The following is a 16,904-nucleotide window of genomic DNA, read 5'->3' on the forward strand; positions in this document are numbered from 1 at the left end:
TATAACGCTATTAACGTTAATGAGTGTGAGAGTGCTCGCTATCGTTTGAAGCGTCGCGTTTGGATAGGAAAATCCATTCGCCGAGTAAAAGAGTAGCCATTACTACGCCAGCAACGATGAGCACCATGGGGTCCGAGATGGCTTTTACCCATAAAAAGCCGATTAACACGACAGCATCTAGTAGTATGGCAATGCTAGGAATAACAGGATTAGCCCCCACTCTGTCCTTGAGATGACGAAGCACACCCCAGTGGATGGCCATATCCATGATCAGGTAGAAAATGATGCCTAATGCTGCGATGCGGCTCAGGTCAAAAAAAGCGGTGAGCACTAAGCCAAATACGATGGTGTACACCAGCGTATGCTTTTGTACACTGCCGGGCATGTGGAAATGGCGGTGAGGAACCAGCTTCATTTCTGTCAGCATGGCGAGCATGCGTGAAACGGCAAAGACGCTGGCGATGATACCGCCCGCCGTTGCCAACATGGCGAGAATGACGGTAAACGCAACTGCCGCTTCACCCAGTGCGGGACGGGCAGCGGCGGCCAGGGAGTAGTCTTGGGTTTCGATAATTTCAGGCAAAGATAGGTTGCTGGCAACGGCAAAACCGACAAGGGCATAGATCACCACGCATAGCGCAATCGAGATCGTGATAGCTTTGCCAAGATTCCGCTTAGGATCTTTAAGCTCCGAACCACTATTGGTAATCGTCGTGAAGCCTTTAAATGCCAGTATGCCGAGCGCCGTAGCACCTAAAAAGCCCGTTATCGTAGGCGTAGGTGCATCGTTGCCAGCACCCATTTCGATGGAGTCGGCAATAAACACGCCGACAATACCAAACACTATAATGCCACCTATTTTGATAAATCCGAGCACCGAGGCGACGGTCTCGATCAAGCGGTTGGCGGATAAATTGATCAAAAAGGCTATTAGCAGTAAACCAACCCCGAGTAGGGGCACAAATAGTGAACGATCCCCCAGGTCAAACAACTCAAGCGTGTAGGAACCAAACGTTCTCGCCAAAAAACTCTGTGCGATCACCATGGAAAAATACATCAGGAGGGCATGAAAGGCGGTGGGAAGCGTCGGGCCATACGCTTTCTGTAAATACATGCCAATCCCACCTGCTGATGGGAAGGTATTGGACATTTTAACGTAAGAATAAGCGCTGAAAGAGACAATGACGGCAGCGGCCAGAAAGGCTAGAGGAAATAGCCGACCAGTCATTTCGGCCATTTGGCCGGTTAGCGCAAAAATACCGGCCCCAATCATCACGCCGGTGCCTAATGCAACGGCACCGACCAACGAAAGACTGTTTTCTTTATATTGTGGCGCTCTATCCTGCCCAACCATGAAAGCGACTCCTTGTATTAACGGCAACCACAGCAGCAATAACTGCCGAGGACTCCTGTGCGGTGTTTTTTGATGCTATATAAATTAAATATAGAACCTATGTGCAGCCACATGGCAAATGACTAACGGAAGGTCTGATTTTGCGAGGCCACAGGCAAGCAGCTCTTACCCTAAACTAGCTAGTCTTGCTCCTGGTTGTGTCATGTAGCCGTTATGACTATTAATGACAGCTCCAAGGTTCCTGTTTAGCGTTGTCTTTAACGTTCTGATCGACGAAACGGTAATACTCCTTCTTAAAGCGGTTCCACCGATCAGCGCTGACCTGTATGTCATGGAGCTTGAGAATTTTTTCAACGTCATCGATGCAGAGCCTCAGCGCATCGTAAGCAAGGCTGATATTTCGGTTTTTCTCGTTGTAGACCACCTTATCCATTCCATAGAGTCGGTCGATATCTGACAGCGCTTCTTCAATGCGTTTGGATTTACTAGGCTTGATTTTTAAATTCCGAGTCACCAGTGTGTTTTTGGAAACACCCAAGCGGTGCTCTTGTTGTGTCGTTTTCATGGTCTTTCTCCCAGGCGCGTACATGTATATATAGAGTGGTTCAGTCCTTGTCTATTTTGTTCTTATGACCGCCGTGGTGTTTATGCATGAAAATATGCATCAGTGGGCATGCTGCCAAAAAGAGGAAAGGTAAGAACTGAAATAGGTGGAGACGGTGCTCGGTTCCAATCAGGTATCCCGCCCAAATGACAAACCCAGCAAGTGGCACCCACAACATCAGCAAACGACTACTTGTACTGTTACTCATAATCACCTCAGTAACTCGCCCAAAGAGCCAACAGCAGTTAAGGCCGTTGGTTTGGGAAAAATCAAATAAATAACCCCAATAACAGCATGGATGATTTGTCTGAACGCAACCTGAACAGCATCGGAGGGAAATATGATCCTGATCAAGCGCCTCGCAAAAAGTAGGCGATAATTACCCAAGCGGTATCCATAGCCTCATTCCCATCATCATTAGGTTTTCGGTGAGCGATACAAAGCTTAATGGGTATTTGAATCGCCCCGAGTATTCTAGACACCCGTTAGGCTCTTAAAGTAACGCCTTTCATACTCAACCGGTGATAAGTTATCACTTGTCCCGTGTCGGCGCTTTGGGTTATAGAACATTTCAATGTAATTGAACACGTCACGTCTAGCCGCTTCGCGTGTCGAATAAATCTGTCGCTTGATTCGCTCTCGCTTGAGGAGTTGAAAGAAGCTTTCAGCAACGGCGTTGTCATGACAGTTACCACGTCGACTCATGCTGCCCACCAACTGATTAGCTTTCAGAAAGCTTTGCCAGTCTCCACTGCTGAACTGGCTTCCTTGATCCGAATGCACCATCACCGATCCTTGCGGCTTGCGTCGCCAGACTGCCGATAACAAAGCATCCAGCACTAATTCCGAGGTCATACGAGACTTCATCGACCAGCCAACCACTTGACGAGAAAACAGGTCGATAACCACCGCTAAGTAAAGCCAGCCTTCGTATGTTCGGATGTACGTGATATCCGTCACCCAAGCAACATTTGGCGCTGTTACTTCAAACTGACGGTCTAAATGGTTAGGTGATACAACAGCCGGTTTTCCACCGCCATAGCAGCCAGGGCGTCGTCGGTAGCCCGTCTGGGAGCGTAAACCTTCCCTACGCATCAGGCGGGCCACTCGGTGCTTACCGCAGGCTTCGCCAGCCTCACGCAAATCCTGGTAGACCTTGCGATAACCATATACACCGCCGCTTTCAAGCCACGCATGCTTGACCAATCCCAAGAGACGCTGATCATCCCGGTCTCGATTAGACAGTACTTTTTTGCACCATGCGTAGTAGCCGCTAGGATGCACGGCCATCATGCGGCACAAACGCCGTATCGGATATTGGCTCGCATGGTTTTGAATAAACGCGTACCTCAGTCGGACTCCCTGGCGAAGTACGCGGTGGCCTTTTTTAATATATCTCGCTCTTCTGACACGCGCTTTAGTTCAGCCTTCAAACGACGGTTTTCAGCGTGGAGATCATCATCTTCTTGTCGTTGTTCTACCGGCTTATCGTAGCGCTTGATCCAGTGGTACAAGCTGTGGCCTGACACGCCTAACCGCTCAGCGACTTCGGCAACGCGATGGCCGCGCTCTACCACCTGTTTAACGGCTTCGATTTTGAATTCTTCAGTGTAACGGGGACGGTTCATGGATCCTCCTAGATGCCTTTAGTATAAGGCCTAGAGGTGTCTACGAAACCCGGGGCGATTCAATTACTGTTGCCGACACAGGCGCACTTGAGCTCACGTTTATCGAGGTATATCGCTTTAAAGACAGAACCTGTCACACGGTGCCAACGAATAGCGCCAGTGGCGCAGCCAGCCAGATAAGCGTATCGGCCAGCAATTAGTAGCTTCGGAAGTATCTAGGCGTGAAGGTAAACGTAACTGAAGGGGACTTGGCGCTGGGCGTGCAGGTCATAGTTGAGAAACATGGCGCTAAAGCTCGCTACGCCCTGCAGCTTTTGCAGACCCGGGGGTATGATCGCTGTGGCTACGGCATACTCTAGCACGCGTGCAGTGAATATTATGCACTGAACCTCCCAACTGGCAGAAAAATCGATGAGTAACGCAGTGGCAAAAATTGCCAGCACAGGGCGATAGGTGGTCGCATTAGGGTCTGAAACGCTAACTCCCAGGTGCTCATGAAGCTCTTCATAGCCGCCAATACGTTCATAGCCCAGATATCCCTGGGAAATCGTATCGACATGTTCCTGCTCTGTAAACGCGTCAATCTCTTATCGCGAAGTCAGCAGGTTTACGTTCACCTAAGGCCCATGTGCACGAGCAGGTCAACGATCTACAAGCCAAACGGACATATGTACTCTCCTGTTTGCAACCATAAGCGCGAGCGCTGGAGTGAGTCGTTGTCACCGTTATGAACCTCTTAGTTGTTTATTAACACTATATTGCTTACCTAACATAATAATCTAACTCCCTTCCACAGCCTTCAGATCAAATATGTGGCGCGACGAAAACTTTATTGTGAAGTGAGCCAGTCGATCTTACTAAGCCTGAAGGCGCCTCAGTCGTTAGGTAATAAGTTTATTTTATATGAAATTTGTTAACTTCCATGTCTCAATGTCATTTCCAACAATTGTTGCGACTAAACAATAATTGCTGCGACAATCTCTATGTTGAGTTTACATAGAGTGCGCCTTTGTGACCGTTTCTCTTAAACAATCCAGAACCTTTAGCTTCCATGATGGCACCCTAAAAAACGAGGCAGAGCGCTTGGTCGTTTGGTGGTACGGGCCTATATTTAAGAACAATCGCTTACGAAGCGTCCCTAAAATCCATATCTTCTTAAGAACCATCGACCATGAAAATAACTTAGGAGGCGTGATGAGACGTGAGACTGTCTTAACGCATCTTGGGCTATTGAGAATAGGGTCAGTATGGGAAAAGGGCGTGAGTAGCTCGCGTATTGCCTACGAGGAAAGAAAATTCTCCGTTTCTTTTTCTCCAGGCGGCTGGCGAATTGTCACCTTAGATGATTTACGACAATCAGGACGAAGCCTCTATACCGCTTTTCATGACTCGAACTACTTACCCCAGAAAAATCAGCACAAAACATACCTGATTGAATTTGACCTTCCAGATGGCAAACACTTGCTCATCCCTTGCACAGAATTTTTTATTCGCGTTTACGGCCGATCTTCTGAAATCAAGCGAGTGCTCGCCACTTACCCTTGGGAAGAAGTCAAAAAACGTCTTTATCGACCGCTTGATGCGCCTGCATCCCCAGGTACGTGGCCTGTCAAATTTACCTATCATGTTCATAAACACGATGCCATTTTGCTCGCGCATATGTTGTACGATCCGTATGCCAAGCGCGCTGCAAAATATATATATTCACAATTTGAAACCAGCTCCACGCCAGATGAGATGCTTTTAAAAGCCACCCCATGGTTTCAAGGCAGCGGGGAAATCTCTGTTTCTGGCGTTCCAATTGATGGTGGCAACACATTCCTAGGCTTGCAGATATTAGGCTGTACGCAGCCCGATGGTGCCACGATCCACCGCGAAAGAGAGAAGTCAACGACAGTACCAGCCACCGATGGCGATGATGCTCCCACTCAATTTCCCTATCATCAGCTTCAAGACATCCCCGATGTCATTGACCTGACGGATGATGAAGAGCCCGACCATGGCTCTTCTTGGCTAGACCTTCCTGAGGACGAATTCGTTATTTTAGGTAAGCCTCGCGCCGTCTTGGATAAACGATATACTCGAAAAAATGTGCCCGATACACGAGGCGTCCCCGTTCCGGGTGACGAAACTATTTTCTCCACTGGGGAGCCGCATGGATCAGGAAAAGGGGTCGGACAGGCCTCTATTCATGCTCCTATTACACTGGAATCACAGGGCTTTCTACGTGATATGTGGAATGCGCTTCTCTATTTGCAATCGGCCTATCCCGAAACGATTCGTGGCGTTAGCTGGTTTACCTTTGAAGACGGCTTTAGCACTTCCCCCGACCCTCGGTTGATCAGCCTCGAACCTTTCGAAATAGACGAGGAGGTGGAAACGTCAGTCGCTAATTGGGTTTACATTGATACTCAGACCAAGGTACCTCGCGGGGTGCTCGTCGTTCGGGTGCATGTGTTAGATCAAACGCTCTATCTCATGGAGATCCAACGACGCCCTCCAAAACCCAGAGCTGGCGGTAGCGAGGAGGCATCCAAGCCTCCTTCCTATAAAGGTTTAGTCTTCACGCTGAGCCACCAAGGCAGCTTCGAGCAGTGGTTACGCCAAGTGCTGTCTAACGTGCGGCACGTAGAAGGTGTTGTCCAAAAACTAGTTGGTCACTGCCCAGGATTCGCCGATACGTTCAAGCACCCTAAATCCAAAAAGGAACAGATACCCTGCGAAGCCTCTGTGTTAAATGCTTTTAGCAAGGTCAGTATTGGTCGCAGTGACTTAGCATAGGTACTATTTGCCACCTTTATGAGTAGCGGTGTCTGTTTTGTCGCTAAGAGCAACCTGTACACCCCGTGTGCAGGTTGCTCTTCTGACGAAGAGCCGATACGGCCATCCCTTCAGTGGCGGGCGAGGATCTTCGCTGCGATGGGCGAAGTGATCATTTGAATCACGGCAAAAAAAGCGGCTGGAATCGCGATCTCTGATGGCAAGCCGGAAACAGCGACAAACGCTGCAGCGATGCTGAATTCCTTTTTACTGACCGTGAAAAGATAGGTAATCACCTCTTTGCGATCAGAGGTGAGTAACCGTGAGGACATACCTACCAGGTACCCAATCAAATTGAGGCACAGGGCCGCGCCCGCAATCACAAACGCATACCAGCCATAGCCAATGATCGTGGTGGCATTCGGCCCGACCACGGCGAGTAGGATCAGCAGATACAGAATCGACCCTATCCCTGCATACGCTGAATCATGCCGTGCAAAGAAAGCCGAGAACTTTGTACGCAAGCTGACCCCAATCACGGTAGGAAGAAGCACGATTAGTGTTAATTCAAGAATAATTGATCCAAGCGGCACGTCTAACTGAAGGCCGGTGAGCCATAAAAACAGGGGGTATCCGGATTATCTGGTTGGTATGCGAGAGAGAAAGGTGGCCGACAAACTCAACCCACAACGGATTAGCTGGTTGATGGCTCGCTCAGTACGCTCACTTGCTAGAGAGCAGATACTTCACCAAACAGGCGATGCCCAGGACCAGCAGCAATAGTAGGGCAATTCCGATCACTGGCATTATCCAGCCCATCGCCCCCATCATCCCGCAATCGGGTAGTGTCGTGTTCATCGTGACAGAGCTCCCTGTGGTGTCCATGCCCAAAACCCGTGGTGCCGCCGCCCAGTGGCACCACGGTCGCGCTCATATCGTTCACCCGGCACAGCAGGACAACTGCGTCACATCCTTGGTGAAAGTCTGGGCACAGAGCTTGAGCCCTTCCACCATGGTCAGGTAGGGAAATAGCTCATTGGCGATGTCGTGTACGGTCATGCGTGCGCGTAGCGCCATCACCGCCGTCTGGATCAGCTCACCGGCTTCCCCCGCCACCGCCTGCACCCCCAGCAACCGGCCCGAGTCGCGTTCGGCCACCAGCTTGATGAAACCACCGGTGTCGAAATTCACCAGCGCACGCGGCACGTTTTCCAGGTCCAGCTCGCGGGTATCGACGCTGAAGCCTTGCTCGATGGCCTCGGCTTCCGTCAGGCCGACGGTGGCCACCTGGGGGTCGGTGAAGATCACCGCCGGCATGGCGCTCAGGTCCAGGGTGGCTTCGCCCCCGGTCATGTTGACGGCAGCCCGGCTGCCCCCGGCGGCGGCGACATAGACGAACTCCGGCTGATCGGTGCAGTCACCGGCGGCATAGAGCCCCGGCACCGTGGTGTGCAGATGCTCATCGACCAGAATCGCCCCACGTGCGGTTTCCACGCCGAGGCTCGCCAGGTTCAGGGCCTCGGTATTGGGTGTCCGTCCGGTGGCCACCAGCAGTTGATCCGCCCGCAAGGTGCCGGCGTTGGTATCGACAATGAATTCATTGTCGGTGTAGTCCACGCGGCTCGCCTGGGTCTGCTTGAGGACCTCGATGCTCTCGCGGCGAAACGCCGCCTCCACCGCATCCCCTACCGCCGGGTCTTCCTGGGAGAGCAGGCGGCTGCGGGCCAGCACCGTGACCCGGCTGCCCAGCCGGGCGAAGGCCTGGGCCAGTTCCAGGGCCACCACCGAGGCGCCGATCACAATCAGCCGCTCGGGAAGGGTGTCCAGGGCCAGCGCACTGGTAGAGGTCAGGTAGGGGGTGTCGGCAAGACCCGGGATCGGCGGTACTGCCGGTCGGGCGCCAGTACCGATTAAGGCGCGGTCGAAGTGGACGACCTGCTCGCCGCCCTCGTTCAGCTTGACCATCAGGCTATGGGCATCGATAAACCGGGCCTCGCCGTGCAGGACCGTGATGGCCGGGTGGTCGCGCAGAATCCCCTCGTACTTGGCGTCACGCAGTTCCTCGACACGTCGCTGCTGCTGCTCGAGCAGCTTGGCCCGATCCACCACCGGCGCCTGGGCGCTCAGGCCTGCATCGAAGGGACTTTCCGTACGCAAGTGGGCAATATGGGCCGCGCGAATCATGATCTTCGAAGGCACACAGCCTGTATTGACACAGGTACCGCCGACGGTGCCGCGTTCGATCAGGGTGATCCGGGCGCCGCGCTCGGCGGCTTTCAGGGCCGCCGCCATGGCGGCGCCGCCGCTGCCGATCACCGCGATGTGCGGGGCGTCTTCATCACGGCCCTTGGACACCGATGCGCCTGCCGGGGAAGTGGGCCCACTGTTGGCCAGTCGAGCTTGGTAGCCAAGTCGGGTCACGGCAAACGTCAACGCCGAGGCCGGTGTCTCCGGATCAACGGCTACCGATGCCGTCCCCTGAGGATAGGATACCTCCACCGACTGCACGCCGGGCAGCTTCTCCAGGGCTTCCCTGACATGATCCGCACAGCGGTCACAGGTCATGCCACTCACGTTGAGTTCAATCATCACGTTTCTCCGAGTCTTCATTAGTAAAGCCGGCATCCTGCTTCCGCTTGTGGTATCGCGCGTAGAGAGGTAAGCCGATGGCCAGGGCGGCAAACAGCAGGTAATCGAGATAGCCTGCCAACGCGGCCAGGCCCGCCGTACCGAATAGCACCAGGGCGATTGGCGCGGCGCAACACAGCACCATCAACCCGGTGCCAAGCACGACGCTTAAAAATTTCTGCGAATCTTTCACGCTTATTCCTTCACCGTGGCGGGCAAGCTCGTAAACAACTCACCCGATGACCGCGATGTGCAGCTGCTTGATGTCACTCAGGGGGCGTATTCCTTGATTTGATAGAGCCGTTGTCACAACAGGCGTCGAACTGCTTCTTACGCCAAATCGCATAAATGGTCAGGCCGATGAAGAAGGCCAGGGCCGGCAATAACACAACGTCGAGATAGCCCGTCAGCCCCGCCAGGCCCACCGTGCCAAGCAGGATCACCAGGATCGGCGTAAAGACAATGCCACCAGGACGGTGCCGATCACGCTCACGCGCAGCAGGGGCTTGGGATTCTTCATGATCACTCTCGATCCGCTTGCGAGGATGTCGGGGTTGATGGATACCCAGCGTTGATGGTGGCCTCGGTCAATGCCTCCACCGACGTTCGGGCGTCGTCAAAGGTGACCACGGCCTCGAGATCCGCGTAGCTCACGTCGACTTGCGAGACGCCGTCCACCTTGTTGAGGGCGGCCTTGACGGTGATCGGGCAGGCGGCACAGGTCATGCCCGGCACCGACAGCGTCACGGTCTGCAGGGCCGCTAAGGCGGGCGTGCTGAGCAGGGCGAGTAGCGCGATGAAGGCGAAACGAGCTTTCATGGTAGATCTCCTTTTAATAGAACAGGGGCAAGATGTAGGGGAATACCAGGGCGATTAGCACCAGCAGCGATACGAGCCAGAAGATCGCCTTGTAGCCCGTCCTGACCCGTGGCACGGCACACACCTCTCCCGGCTGGCACTTTTCCACTGGCCGAAAGACGCGACGCCAGGCGAAGAACATCGCCACCAGCGCGACGCCGATAAAGAGCGGGCGATAGGGCTCCAACGCCGCCAGATTGCTGATCCAGGCGCCGGAAACGCCCAGCGTGATCAGCACCAGCGGGCCGAGGCAACACGCCGAGGCCAGGAGGGCCGCGACTCCTCCGGCGGCCAGGGGCCCTCGCCCCGTTTTAGATGTCCGCATTGACGATTCTCCTTTCGGGATGGGGGGAGCTACGATAAGGTTACTTCCGTAGCTTGGTACGGAGTCAAGCATCATGAAGAGACATGCAGATAAAGTGGCGGACACCATGACCATTGGCGGCCTGGCCAAGGCGGCCGGCGTCAATGTCGAGACAATCCGCTATTACCAGCGACGAGGGCTATTATCGGAGCCCGAACGCCCTCCCGGAGGTATTCGACGCTATAGTGCCGCCGATATCGACAGGTTGACGTTCGTGAAAACGGCGCAGCAGCTGGGCTTTAGTCTGGATGAGATCAGTGACCTACTTCGGCTGGAAGATGGCGCCCACTGTCAAGAAGCCAGTGCTCTCGCAGAGCACAAGTTAGGGGACGTTCGCGAGAAGATCGACAGGCTTGAAAGAATTGAGAAGGTGCTGAGCGAAATGGTCGACAGATGCCATGCACAACAAGGCAATATCACTTGCCCGCTAATTGCGTCATTGCATGAAGGGCTCAGAGAAGCAGAAGACCCAAGGGAGTAACTCACCTTCAGTTCGTTGAAAACAACGCGGTCAAAGAGTCGCGATCATCTATGGACCATGTCGACAAGGAAAGTTTGCATGACTAGCTTGCCTGACAACATCCTTCACCTTCCCGAGTACCACGTCCTAGGCACCAAGATGGAAGAGCATGATCTCCACTACCAGGTCGAAGCTCCTGAGCCTCTAGCTTGCGAGGAATGCGGCGTTGAGAGTGAGTTTGTCAGGTTCGGCAAGCGCGATGTGGCCTATCGCGACCTACCCATCCACGGAAAGCGGGTCACCCTCTGGGTGGTCCGTCGCCGCTACACCTGCCGGGCGTGTGGAAGGACGTTCCGGCCAGCTCTTCCGGAAATGGTAGACGATCACCGCATGACGCGGAGGCTTTACAACCACGTCGAGAAGGAAGCCTTCAATCACCCCTACGCCTACGTGGCTGATACCACGGGCCTCGACGAGAAGACTGTCCGCGAGATATTCAAGAAGAAGGCTGAGTTCCTGGCAGCCTGGCATCGTTTCGAGACACCCCGCTGCCTGGGGATCGACGAGCTGTACCTGAACCGCCGCTACCGCTGCATCCTGACCAACCTGGAGGAGCGTACCCTACTGGACCTGCTGCCCGGTCGCCAGCAGGACGCGGTGACGAGGCGCCTCATGAGCATGACCGAGCGCCACCAGGTCGAGATCGTCAGCATGGATATGTGGAAACCCTACCGCCGTGCTGTCCAGGCGGTACTGCCGCAGGCTCGCATTGTGGTCGATAAGTTCCATGTGGTGCGGATGGCCAACGAAGCCCTGGAGAAGGTGCGTAAGGGACTCAGGAAGGATCTGAAGCCAAACCAGCGGCGGACCCTCAAGGGCGATAGGAAGATCCTGCTGAAGCGTGCCCACGACGTTTCAGATCGCGAGCAGCTTATCATGGAGACATGGACAGGGGCCTTCCCTCAGCTCCTGGCGGCCTACGAGCACAAGGAGCGGTTCTACCACATCTGGGACAGCACCACCCGGCGTGATGCCGAAAAGGCGCTGGCCCGCTGGATTGACGACATTCCACAGGGGCAGAAAGAGGTGTGGAAGGATCTCGTCAGCGCCGTCAGCGGATGGCGCGAGGAGGTGCTGGCCTACTTCGAAACCGACACCCCAATCACCAACGCCTTCACGGAGTCGATCAATCGGCTGGCCAAGGACAAGAACCGCGATGGCCGGGGCTACTCATTCGAGGTGATGCGGGCCCGGATGCTCTACACCACCAAGCACAAGAAGAAGGTGCCGCAGATCAAGGAATCCCCCTTCCTGGGCAAGGCCACCATGACCTACAGCATGGGTCTTCCCGAGCCTGAGAAAAACTACGGCGTCGATCTATCAACCTTCTGGGAGAGTTAAGGGTTCGAAGGAGCAAGGGGGCTCCATCTACCACTTAATCCGGATACCCAAAACAGGAAGGGAACAATAAACGGACATAACGCGGTGTTGACTGCGTTGAAAACAGCGGCAAGCGCCACATTGCCTTTTGCCATCAGTACCAAAAGAGGAGAGGACACATCTGTCGGCAGCGTGCCGAGCAAGGTTTGGCCAGCAGCCAGCGGGCCGCTTCCAAAAAATAGACGGCCCGTTAGCCACCCGGCAATCGACATAGGCCCATAGACCAGCCCCAATGCCAACAACTGCCGTGACGGCTTTCGGAACACGATGCGCACTGCATGCGCATCGAATGTGAGGCTGATAATCAACATCAGTAATGCCAGTAATGGCCCAATCGCGAACTTAAGCATTATTCCGGTGGCCGGAAAGAGTAAGCCTCCCCCCGCGACGACGATTACAAACCAGACAAGGTGCGCCTCGACAAAATAAATGAATCTACCCATGGTGGATTAGACGTTACCGGTTGAAGTGGATTGAGCCCCGCACCTAAAACATGATCACCTTCGGCCCAGCGCGCCATGGCTCGCTTGGTAGCTAGGGACGTGCTTCCCAATCCAGCGATGCAAATAGATAATGCTCAAGGGTTGAAGCTTTAGTTGCTAGAGGTTTTATAGTACCAAGAACAGATAATTCGAGAGAAGGTAACAGATGGGACATCATCATGATCATCCCCACATTGATCCTGCCTCTGGCGACCGGCGCGTCAGCATCTCCATTTGGGCCAATGGGCTCTTAACCATCGCTCAAATCGTCGGTGGCATTATGGCGGGGAGCCTATCGCTGATCGCTGATGCGTTACATAACTTTTCTGACATGGCAGCATTAGTCATTGCCTTTGCTGCTCGTAAAATCGCCAGACGGCCTGCCGATGTGCATATGACCTTTGGCTATGGCCGCATCGAGATAGTGGCAGCACTCATCAATTACACCACCCTCATTATTGTCGGTGTCTACCTGATTTACGAAGGCGCTATGCGGATGGTCGATCCCCCTGAGATAGAGGGATGGACGATCGTGATTATTGGTGGCGTCGCGCTCGTCGTCGATGCCCTTACCGCCATGCTCACGTGGTCAATGCAAAAAGAGAGTGTCAATATCCGCGCCCTTTTTCTGCATAACTTATCGGATGCGTTTGCCTCCATCGCCGTGATTATCGGTGGTTCGCTTATTTTACTGTACGACATGCGCTGGGTAGACCCCGCGATCACGATAGGGATTGCGCTATATATTCTTTACCTAGCCTTCTCTGAAATTGGCGGCCCTATCCGTACGCTAATGCTGGGATCTCCCCCGGACATTGACGGGCAGGCAGTCGTTGAGACCGTACGAGATATCGAGGGAGTCCAGGATATTCACCATGTGCATCTATGGCAGATGCAGGAAAACATGGCAGCCCTTGACTGCCACGTGGTTCTGACAGAAACCGGCTGGCAGCAGCTTGAATCCGTCAAAGCAGAGATCAAGGAGCAGCTTAAAATGCGCTTCAGTATTGCTCATTCCAGCCTAGAGTTTGAGCATAGTGACCACGCGCATCAAAATGCCAATCTATATGGGCATGAGTGACAGACCGAGGCCGGCTCCCAGCTCAGGTAGATAGCGAGCAGCTTACTCCCATAGCGATTGGCTTATTTTTCAACCCTACTTTTCCACCCCATCGTTGAGACAGAGAGAGAAACATGTTCAAAAAAGCGTCTTTTATATTGGCCGGTACGTTAATGCTGACCGCTGCGATCGTCGCCGTATCGAAGCCTGCCCTCTTAGACATGCAAGCTCAGGCAGCAAAAGAGAGCGGTGTCCAGGCCGAGGACTCCTTGGTGCGTTCACACTCCCCCATCTTGGGACGAGAAGACGCGCCGGTGACGATTGTGGAATTCTTCGATCCGGCTTGCGAAGCCTGCCGTGCTTTCTATCCCCTGACAAAAAGTATTCTGGAAACCTACCCAGAAAAAGTGCGGCTCATCGTGCGCTACACTCCTTTCCACGGCGACGTATCGGACAAGGCCATTCGGGTATTAGAAGTTGCTCGTCGTCAGGGCGTCTTTGAACCGGTACTGGAGAGGCTGCTGGCTCGCCAGGATCAATGGGCTTCACATGGCAGTTTTGATGAATCCGCTATCCTCGATATCGCGAGCCAAGGAGGCCTTGATTTAGCGGCTGCCGAAGAGCAACTGACTTCTGCTGAGGTGCAGGCGGTGATTGACCAAGACATGGCGGATGTCAGAGCCAATCAGATTCGCCAAACACCTACCTTTTTTGTCAATGGCGAGCCTTTAGACCCCTTTGGTATGCAAGAGCTGATTGATGCCGTCGAGAGTGAAGTAGCGGAGATCTCTGGGGAAGAGGATGGCCAGTGATGCAGCGCTGGTGGTTACTAGGCTTGGTGGGCTTTTACCCCTTGCTAGCCGAAGCCAATTGGCAAACGCATCTGTCATTGCCTCCGTCTGAACTTAGCCCTGTCAAGTTACAGGCGGCTAGCGAGCAAGAAGGCACATTACCGCTCGATAGCGTTGATACCCTAACCTTTGGGCGTGATGTCGTCATTGATACCACCCTCTACGAGGCCTTGGCAGCAGAAGGTGTCCCAACGCGTTTCGCCACTAAACTGGAAACACTGCTCAGCGAGTTTATCGCAGCGCCGCTGGAGTTTTCTGGCAGTGAACGTATTCAATTAGTGTGGGAGGAAGATCGACGCCAGGACGGCGCCCGTGTTGGGCCACCACGCCTCAGTTATGCCGCTCTGCCTGATCAGGCAGAGCCCTTGGAGGTCATATGGCCGGTCACCCAAAAGGGGGACGTAGCTCTTTTCAAAAGCGACACCCTGCTAGGCACGTTGCGGTTGCCCGTGCTTAGTGCCCGCTTAACGTCTCGCTTTGGGAATCGGCGACATCCTGTGTATGGAGGGATGCGTCCTCATAATGGAATTGACTTGGCTGCGCCGACAGGAACGCCGGTCATTGCCACCGCACCTGGGCGCGTATCCTTTATGGGTCGCCAAGGGGGATATGGGCAGGTGATCGAGGTGGAGCACGACACAGGGGCAATCAGTCGCTACACACACCTTAGCCGATTTTCCCCACAGCTAGTGGTTGGGGATTTAGTCAATGCGGGAGAGTCGCTCGGAGAGGTAGGTGCCTCTGGGGTCGCCACGGGGCCCAACCTACATTACGAAGTGAGAGTCAATAACCAGCCTGTTGACCCCCTTGGTCAAGGTCAACGCATCATGCTAGGCGAACAGCCGACTCAAAGTGAATATCAAGCGTCACTTTACGAGGCAAGAGATCGCTTAGAACAAGCTATCGGTACGGCGTCACTTTATGACTTGATCTCGTTTAACGAGCCGTAACCACTCGTGCTTAACAACGTTGCATGGGGGTTAGTAACGTGAACGTGCGCTTGTCTCGTTATGGAACCCAAGCCGTGTAATCACTCATCTATCACAACACAGGTAATCGGTATGGAAGAGGTTTCTCCCGTCACCATGGGGGTATTGGCAAGCCTTGCGGCGGGCTTGATGACGGCTGTAGGGGCGCTTCCTGTCTTGTTTACCAAAACACCGAATCGTGGTGTTCGCGATTTAGCGTTGGGGTTCGCCGCTGGTGTCATGCTAGCGGCCTCTTTCTTCTCACTGATCATACCCTCCTTAGAAGCCTCGGAGCTGCGTTATGGCGGTAGCGTGGTACCTGCTGCCATTGCTTGTGCGGCCATTTTGCTAGGGATTGGAATGGTCGCACTACTGAACGAGCTCTTACCTCATGAGCACTTCGAACAGGGGCGAGAAGGGCCAGAGGCTGCCTCACTACGCCGTATCTGGTTGTTTATTATTGCCATTACGATACACAACCTGCCAGAAGGGCTGGCCGTTGGCGTGGCCTTTGGCGCAGGGGGAAGCGAAGGAGGCATGCCGCTAGCGATTGGCATTGGACTTCAGAATGCCCCAGAAGGACTGGCCGTAGCAGTATCACTGCTAAGCGTGGGCTATTCACGTTGGCGGTCATGGACGATTGCCGCCCTTACGGGGCTTGTTGAGCCGTTGGGTGGCTTATTAGGCGCTGGAGTCATCAGCATGTCACAAGCGCTACTGCCCTGGGGGTTGGCCTTTGCAGCGGGGGCGATGTTGTATGTGATCAGTCATGAGATTATTCCCGAAACTCATCGGAGCGGGCACCAAAAAAAGGCCACGCTGGGCCTCTCCATCGGATTGGTACTCATGCTGTTTTTGGATGTTTCGCTGGGCTAACCATTGGGCGTGGGGCGTAGCGTTAGTGCTAACCCAAGTCGTGAGCCCCTCCGTGCGATTTTTCAGTGATACAGAGCTGATGATCACTGATGACCTCAATGATTCGGCAGCTTTCCACTTTACCACCGGCACACTGTGTGACCATCCGTTGAAGCTCCTCACGCAGTATGGACAGTCGTTGAAGGCGGGACTCCACTTTCTTTAGGTGATGCGTGGCGATGGCATCGACTTCTTGGCAAGGCATATCAGGTTGATCTGACATGGCCAAAAGCTCTCGCACTGACTCCACCGAAAAGCCAAAGTCACGGGCATGACGAATAAAGGTCAAGCGCCGCACAGCGTCGTCTCCATAGCGGCGCTGTCCTCCGCCGGTTCGTGTCGCATCGCGCAACAGCCCAATACGCTCGTAATAGCGAACCGTTTCAGGTTTGCAATCGGCTCGTCGTGCTAACTCACCAATGCTGATACTTTGCCCCATCATCGACATGGTAAAACTCCTTACGCAGGGCTTGAAGCTGTAGTTGCTACAAGGTTTACACTTCAAAACCATAGCTCATTGGGAGAAGAGGCA

The 16,904-nt window shown here is 53.9% G+C and carries 20 protein-coding genes; 7 read left to right on the forward strand and 13 right to left on the reverse strand.

Features of this window, described 5'->3' with window-relative positions; genetic code table 11:
- Positions 1-16: 16 nt before the first annotated feature.
- The 4 genes from SR894_RS20030 to SR894_RS20045 all read right to left on the reverse strand — a co-directional run bounded on the left by SR894_RS20030 (position 17) and on the right by SR894_RS20045 (position 3,586).
- Positions 17-1,354, reverse strand: coding sequence for an APC family permease (locus SR894_RS20030; protein WP_223289182.1), 1,338 nt, complete (start codon positions 1,352-1,354; stop codon positions 17-19).
- Between the two features lie 220 nt (positions 1,355-1,574).
- Positions 1,575-1,919, reverse strand: a complete 345-nt coding sequence (locus SR894_RS20035) for a hypothetical protein (protein ID WP_022522184.1) — start codon at positions 1,917-1,919, stop codon at positions 1,575-1,577.
- A 40-nt stretch (positions 1,920-1,959) separates the two neighbouring features.
- Complete coding sequence (locus SR894_RS20040; RefSeq protein WP_153844206.1) at positions 1,960-2,166, reverse strand: DUF2933 domain-containing protein; 207 nt, start codon at positions 2,164-2,166, stop codon at positions 1,960-1,962.
- 266 nt (positions 2,167-2,432) lie between these two features.
- A protein-coding gene (locus tag SR894_RS20045; protein ID WP_223289246.1) for an IS3 family transposase occupies positions 2,433-3,586 on the reverse strand; the annotation gives its coding sequence in 2 pieces (ribosomal slippage) (positions 2,433-3,349 and positions 3,349-3,586; 1,155 coding nt in all).
- 1,011 nt (positions 3,587-4,597) lie between these two features.
- Here SR894_RS20045 and SR894_RS20050 point away from each other — a divergent pair.
- Positions 4,598-6,367: a hypothetical protein gene (locus SR894_RS20050; protein WP_128082404.1), complete on the forward strand. Its 1,770-nt coding sequence runs from the start codon at positions 4,598-4,600 to the stop codon at positions 6,365-6,367.
- Positions 6,368-6,477: 110 nt separating this feature from the next.
- Here SR894_RS20050 and SR894_RS20055 read toward each other — a convergent pair whose 3' ends face one another.
- The 7 genes from SR894_RS20055 to merT form a co-directional block, all read right to left on the reverse strand.
- Positions 6,478-6,972 (reverse strand): bile acid:sodium symporter family protein, encoded by a 495-nt coding sequence (locus SR894_RS20055; protein ID WP_246638315.1) that lies wholly within the window; start codon positions 6,970-6,972, stop codon positions 6,478-6,480.
- Between the two features lie 104 nt (positions 6,973-7,076).
- The gene (locus tag SR894_RS20060) at positions 7,077-7,280 is read right to left on the reverse strand and encodes a hypothetical protein (protein ID WP_169516148.1); all 204 of its coding nucleotides are present in this window, start codon (positions 7,278-7,280) and stop codon (positions 7,077-7,079) included.
- Between the two features lie 5 nt (positions 7,281-7,285).
- On the reverse strand, positions 7,286-8,935 hold the full coding sequence (merA, locus tag SR894_RS20065; RefSeq protein ID WP_082051506.1) for a mercury(II) reductase: 1,650 nt from the start codon (positions 8,933-8,935) through the stop codon (positions 7,286-7,288).
- Positions 8,928-9,167 (reverse strand): mercury resistance system transport protein MerF, encoded by a 240-nt coding sequence (merF, locus tag SR894_RS20070; protein WP_027965777.1) that lies wholly within the window; start codon positions 9,165-9,167, stop codon positions 8,928-8,930. Before merF (SR894_RS20070) ends, merA begins: the two co-directional genes overlap by 8 nt.
- Positions 9,168-9,240: 73 nt before the next feature.
- Entirely contained in the window at positions 9,241-9,417 is a 177-nt protein-coding gene (gene merF, locus SR894_RS20075) for a mercury resistance system transport protein MerF (protein WP_240470511.1), read from the reverse strand.
- Between the two features lie 79 nt (positions 9,418-9,496).
- The gene (gene merP, locus SR894_RS20080; protein ID WP_022519794.1) at positions 9,497-9,793 is read right to left on the reverse strand and encodes a mercury resistance system periplasmic binding protein MerP; all 297 of its coding nucleotides are present in this window, start codon (positions 9,791-9,793) and stop codon (positions 9,497-9,499) included.
- A 13-nt stretch (positions 9,794-9,806) separates the two neighbouring features.
- Positions 9,807-10,157 carry a mercuric ion transporter MerT gene (gene merT, locus SR894_RS20085; protein ID WP_027965778.1) on the reverse strand — a complete coding sequence of 117 codons (351 nt, stop codon included), beginning with the start codon at positions 10,155-10,157 and terminating at the stop codon, positions 9,807-9,809.
- Positions 10,158-10,230: 73 nt separating this feature from the next.
- On the opposite strand from merT, the gene merR reads away from it, so the two are divergent.
- Both merR and SR894_RS20095 read left to right on the forward strand, forming a co-directional pair.
- Positions 10,231-10,677 carry an Hg(II)-responsive transcriptional regulator gene (gene merR, locus SR894_RS20090; protein ID WP_006911920.1) on the forward strand — a complete coding sequence of 149 codons (447 nt, stop codon included), beginning with the start codon at positions 10,231-10,233 and terminating at the stop codon, positions 10,675-10,677.
- 78 nt (positions 10,678-10,755) lie between these two features.
- Complete coding sequence (locus SR894_RS20095; protein ID WP_027965779.1) at positions 10,756-12,057, forward strand: ISL3 family transposase; 1,302 nt, start codon at positions 10,756-10,758, stop codon at positions 12,055-12,057.
- On the opposite strand, the gene SR894_RS20100 is transcribed toward SR894_RS20095, so the two are convergent.
- Positions 12,054-12,539, reverse strand: coding sequence for a hypothetical protein (locus tag SR894_RS20100; protein WP_231125682.1), 486 nt, complete (start codon positions 12,537-12,539; stop codon positions 12,054-12,056). The two genes, SR894_RS20095 and SR894_RS20100, sit on opposite strands and share 4 nt — an antisense overlap.
- 205 nt (positions 12,540-12,744) lie before the next feature.
- Here SR894_RS20100 and SR894_RS20105 point away from each other — a divergent pair, with 205 nt between their 5' ends.
- From SR894_RS20105 to SR894_RS20120, 4 genes are all read left to right on the forward strand, one after another.
- Positions 12,745-13,659 carry a cation diffusion facilitator family transporter gene (locus SR894_RS20105; RefSeq protein WP_027965780.1) on the forward strand — a complete coding sequence of 305 codons (915 nt, stop codon included), beginning with the start codon at positions 12,745-12,747 and terminating at the stop codon, positions 13,657-13,659.
- A 113-nt stretch (positions 13,660-13,772) separates the two neighbouring features.
- Entirely contained in the window at positions 13,773-14,450 is a 678-nt protein-coding gene (locus tag SR894_RS20110) for a DsbA family protein (protein WP_022521292.1), read from the forward strand.
- Complete coding sequence (locus SR894_RS20115) at positions 14,450-15,439, forward strand: M23 family metallopeptidase (protein WP_051233885.1); 990 nt, start codon at positions 14,450-14,452, stop codon at positions 15,437-15,439. The genes SR894_RS20110 and SR894_RS20115 overlap by 1 nt, the downstream gene beginning before the upstream one ends.
- Positions 15,440-15,550: 111 nt before the next feature.
- Positions 15,551-16,333, forward strand: coding sequence for a ZIP family metal transporter (locus SR894_RS20120; RefSeq protein WP_027965781.1), 783 nt, complete (start codon positions 15,551-15,553; stop codon positions 16,331-16,333).
- 28 nt (positions 16,334-16,361) lie between these two features.
- Here the strand turns inward: SR894_RS20120 and SR894_RS20125 are convergent, their stop codons facing one another.
- The gene (locus tag SR894_RS20125; RefSeq protein WP_082051477.1) at positions 16,362-16,820 is read right to left on the reverse strand and encodes a MerR family transcriptional regulator; all 459 of its coding nucleotides are present in this window, start codon (positions 16,818-16,820) and stop codon (positions 16,362-16,364) included.
- Positions 16,821-16,904: the final 84 nt, after the last annotated feature.

It is taken from the genome of Vreelandella neptunia (assembly GCF_034479615.1).
Taxonomy (GTDB): Bacteria; Pseudomonadota; Gammaproteobacteria; order Pseudomonadales; family Halomonadaceae; genus Vreelandella; species Vreelandella neptunia.

Bases quoted from the DNA above. Each gene is read 5' to 3' on its own strand.
- SR894_RS20030 (WP_223289182.1), bottom strand. From the start codon at position 1,354: ATGGTTGGGCAGGATAGAGCGCCACAATATAAAGAAAACAGTCTTTCG.
- SR894_RS20035 (WP_022522184.1), bottom strand. From the start codon at position 1,919: ATGAAAACGACACAACAAGAGCACCGCTTGGGTGTTTCCAAAAACACA.
- SR894_RS20040 (WP_153844206.1), bottom strand. From the start codon at position 2,166: ATGAGTAACAGTACAAGTAGTCGTTTGCTGATGTTGTGGGTGCCACTT.
- SR894_RS20060 (WP_169516148.1), bottom strand. From the start codon at position 7,280: ATGAGCGCGACCGTGGTGCCACTGGGCGGCGGCACCACGGGTTTTGGG.
- merA (WP_082051506.1), bottom strand. From the start codon at position 8,935: ATGATTGAACTCAACGTGAGTGGCATGACCTGTGACCGCTGTGCGGAT.
- merP (WP_022519794.1), bottom strand. From the start codon at position 9,793: ATGAAAGCTCGTTTCGCCTTCATCGCGCTACTCGCCCTGCTCAGCACG.
- merT (WP_027965778.1), bottom strand. From the start codon at position 10,157: ATGCGGACATCTAAAACGGGGCGAGGGCCCCTGGCCGCCGGAGGAGTC.
- merR (WP_006911920.1), top strand. From the start codon at position 10,231: ATGAAGAGACATGCAGATAAAGTGGCGGACACCATGACCATTGGCGGC.
- SR894_RS20095 (WP_027965779.1), top strand. From the start codon at position 10,756: ATGACTAGCTTGCCTGACAACATCCTTCACCTTCCCGAGTACCACGTC.
- SR894_RS20100 (WP_231125682.1), bottom strand. From the start codon at position 12,539: ATGGGTAGATTCATTTATTTTGTCGAGGCGCACCTTGTCTGGTTTGTA.
- SR894_RS20105 (WP_027965780.1), top strand. From the start codon at position 12,745: ATGGGACATCATCATGATCATCCCCACATTGATCCTGCCTCTGGCGAC.
- SR894_RS20110 (WP_022521292.1), top strand. From the start codon at position 13,773: ATGTTCAAAAAAGCGTCTTTTATATTGGCCGGTACGTTAATGCTGACC.
- SR894_RS20115 (WP_051233885.1), top strand. From the start codon at position 14,450: ATGCAGCGCTGGTGGTTACTAGGCTTGGTGGGCTTTTACCCCTTGCTA.
- SR894_RS20120 (WP_027965781.1), top strand. From the start codon at position 15,551: ATGGAAGAGGTTTCTCCCGTCACCATGGGGGTATTGGCAAGCCTTGCG.
- SR894_RS20125 (WP_082051477.1), bottom strand. From the start codon at position 16,820: ATGTCGATGATGGGGCAAAGTATCAGCATTGGTGAGTTAGCACGACGA.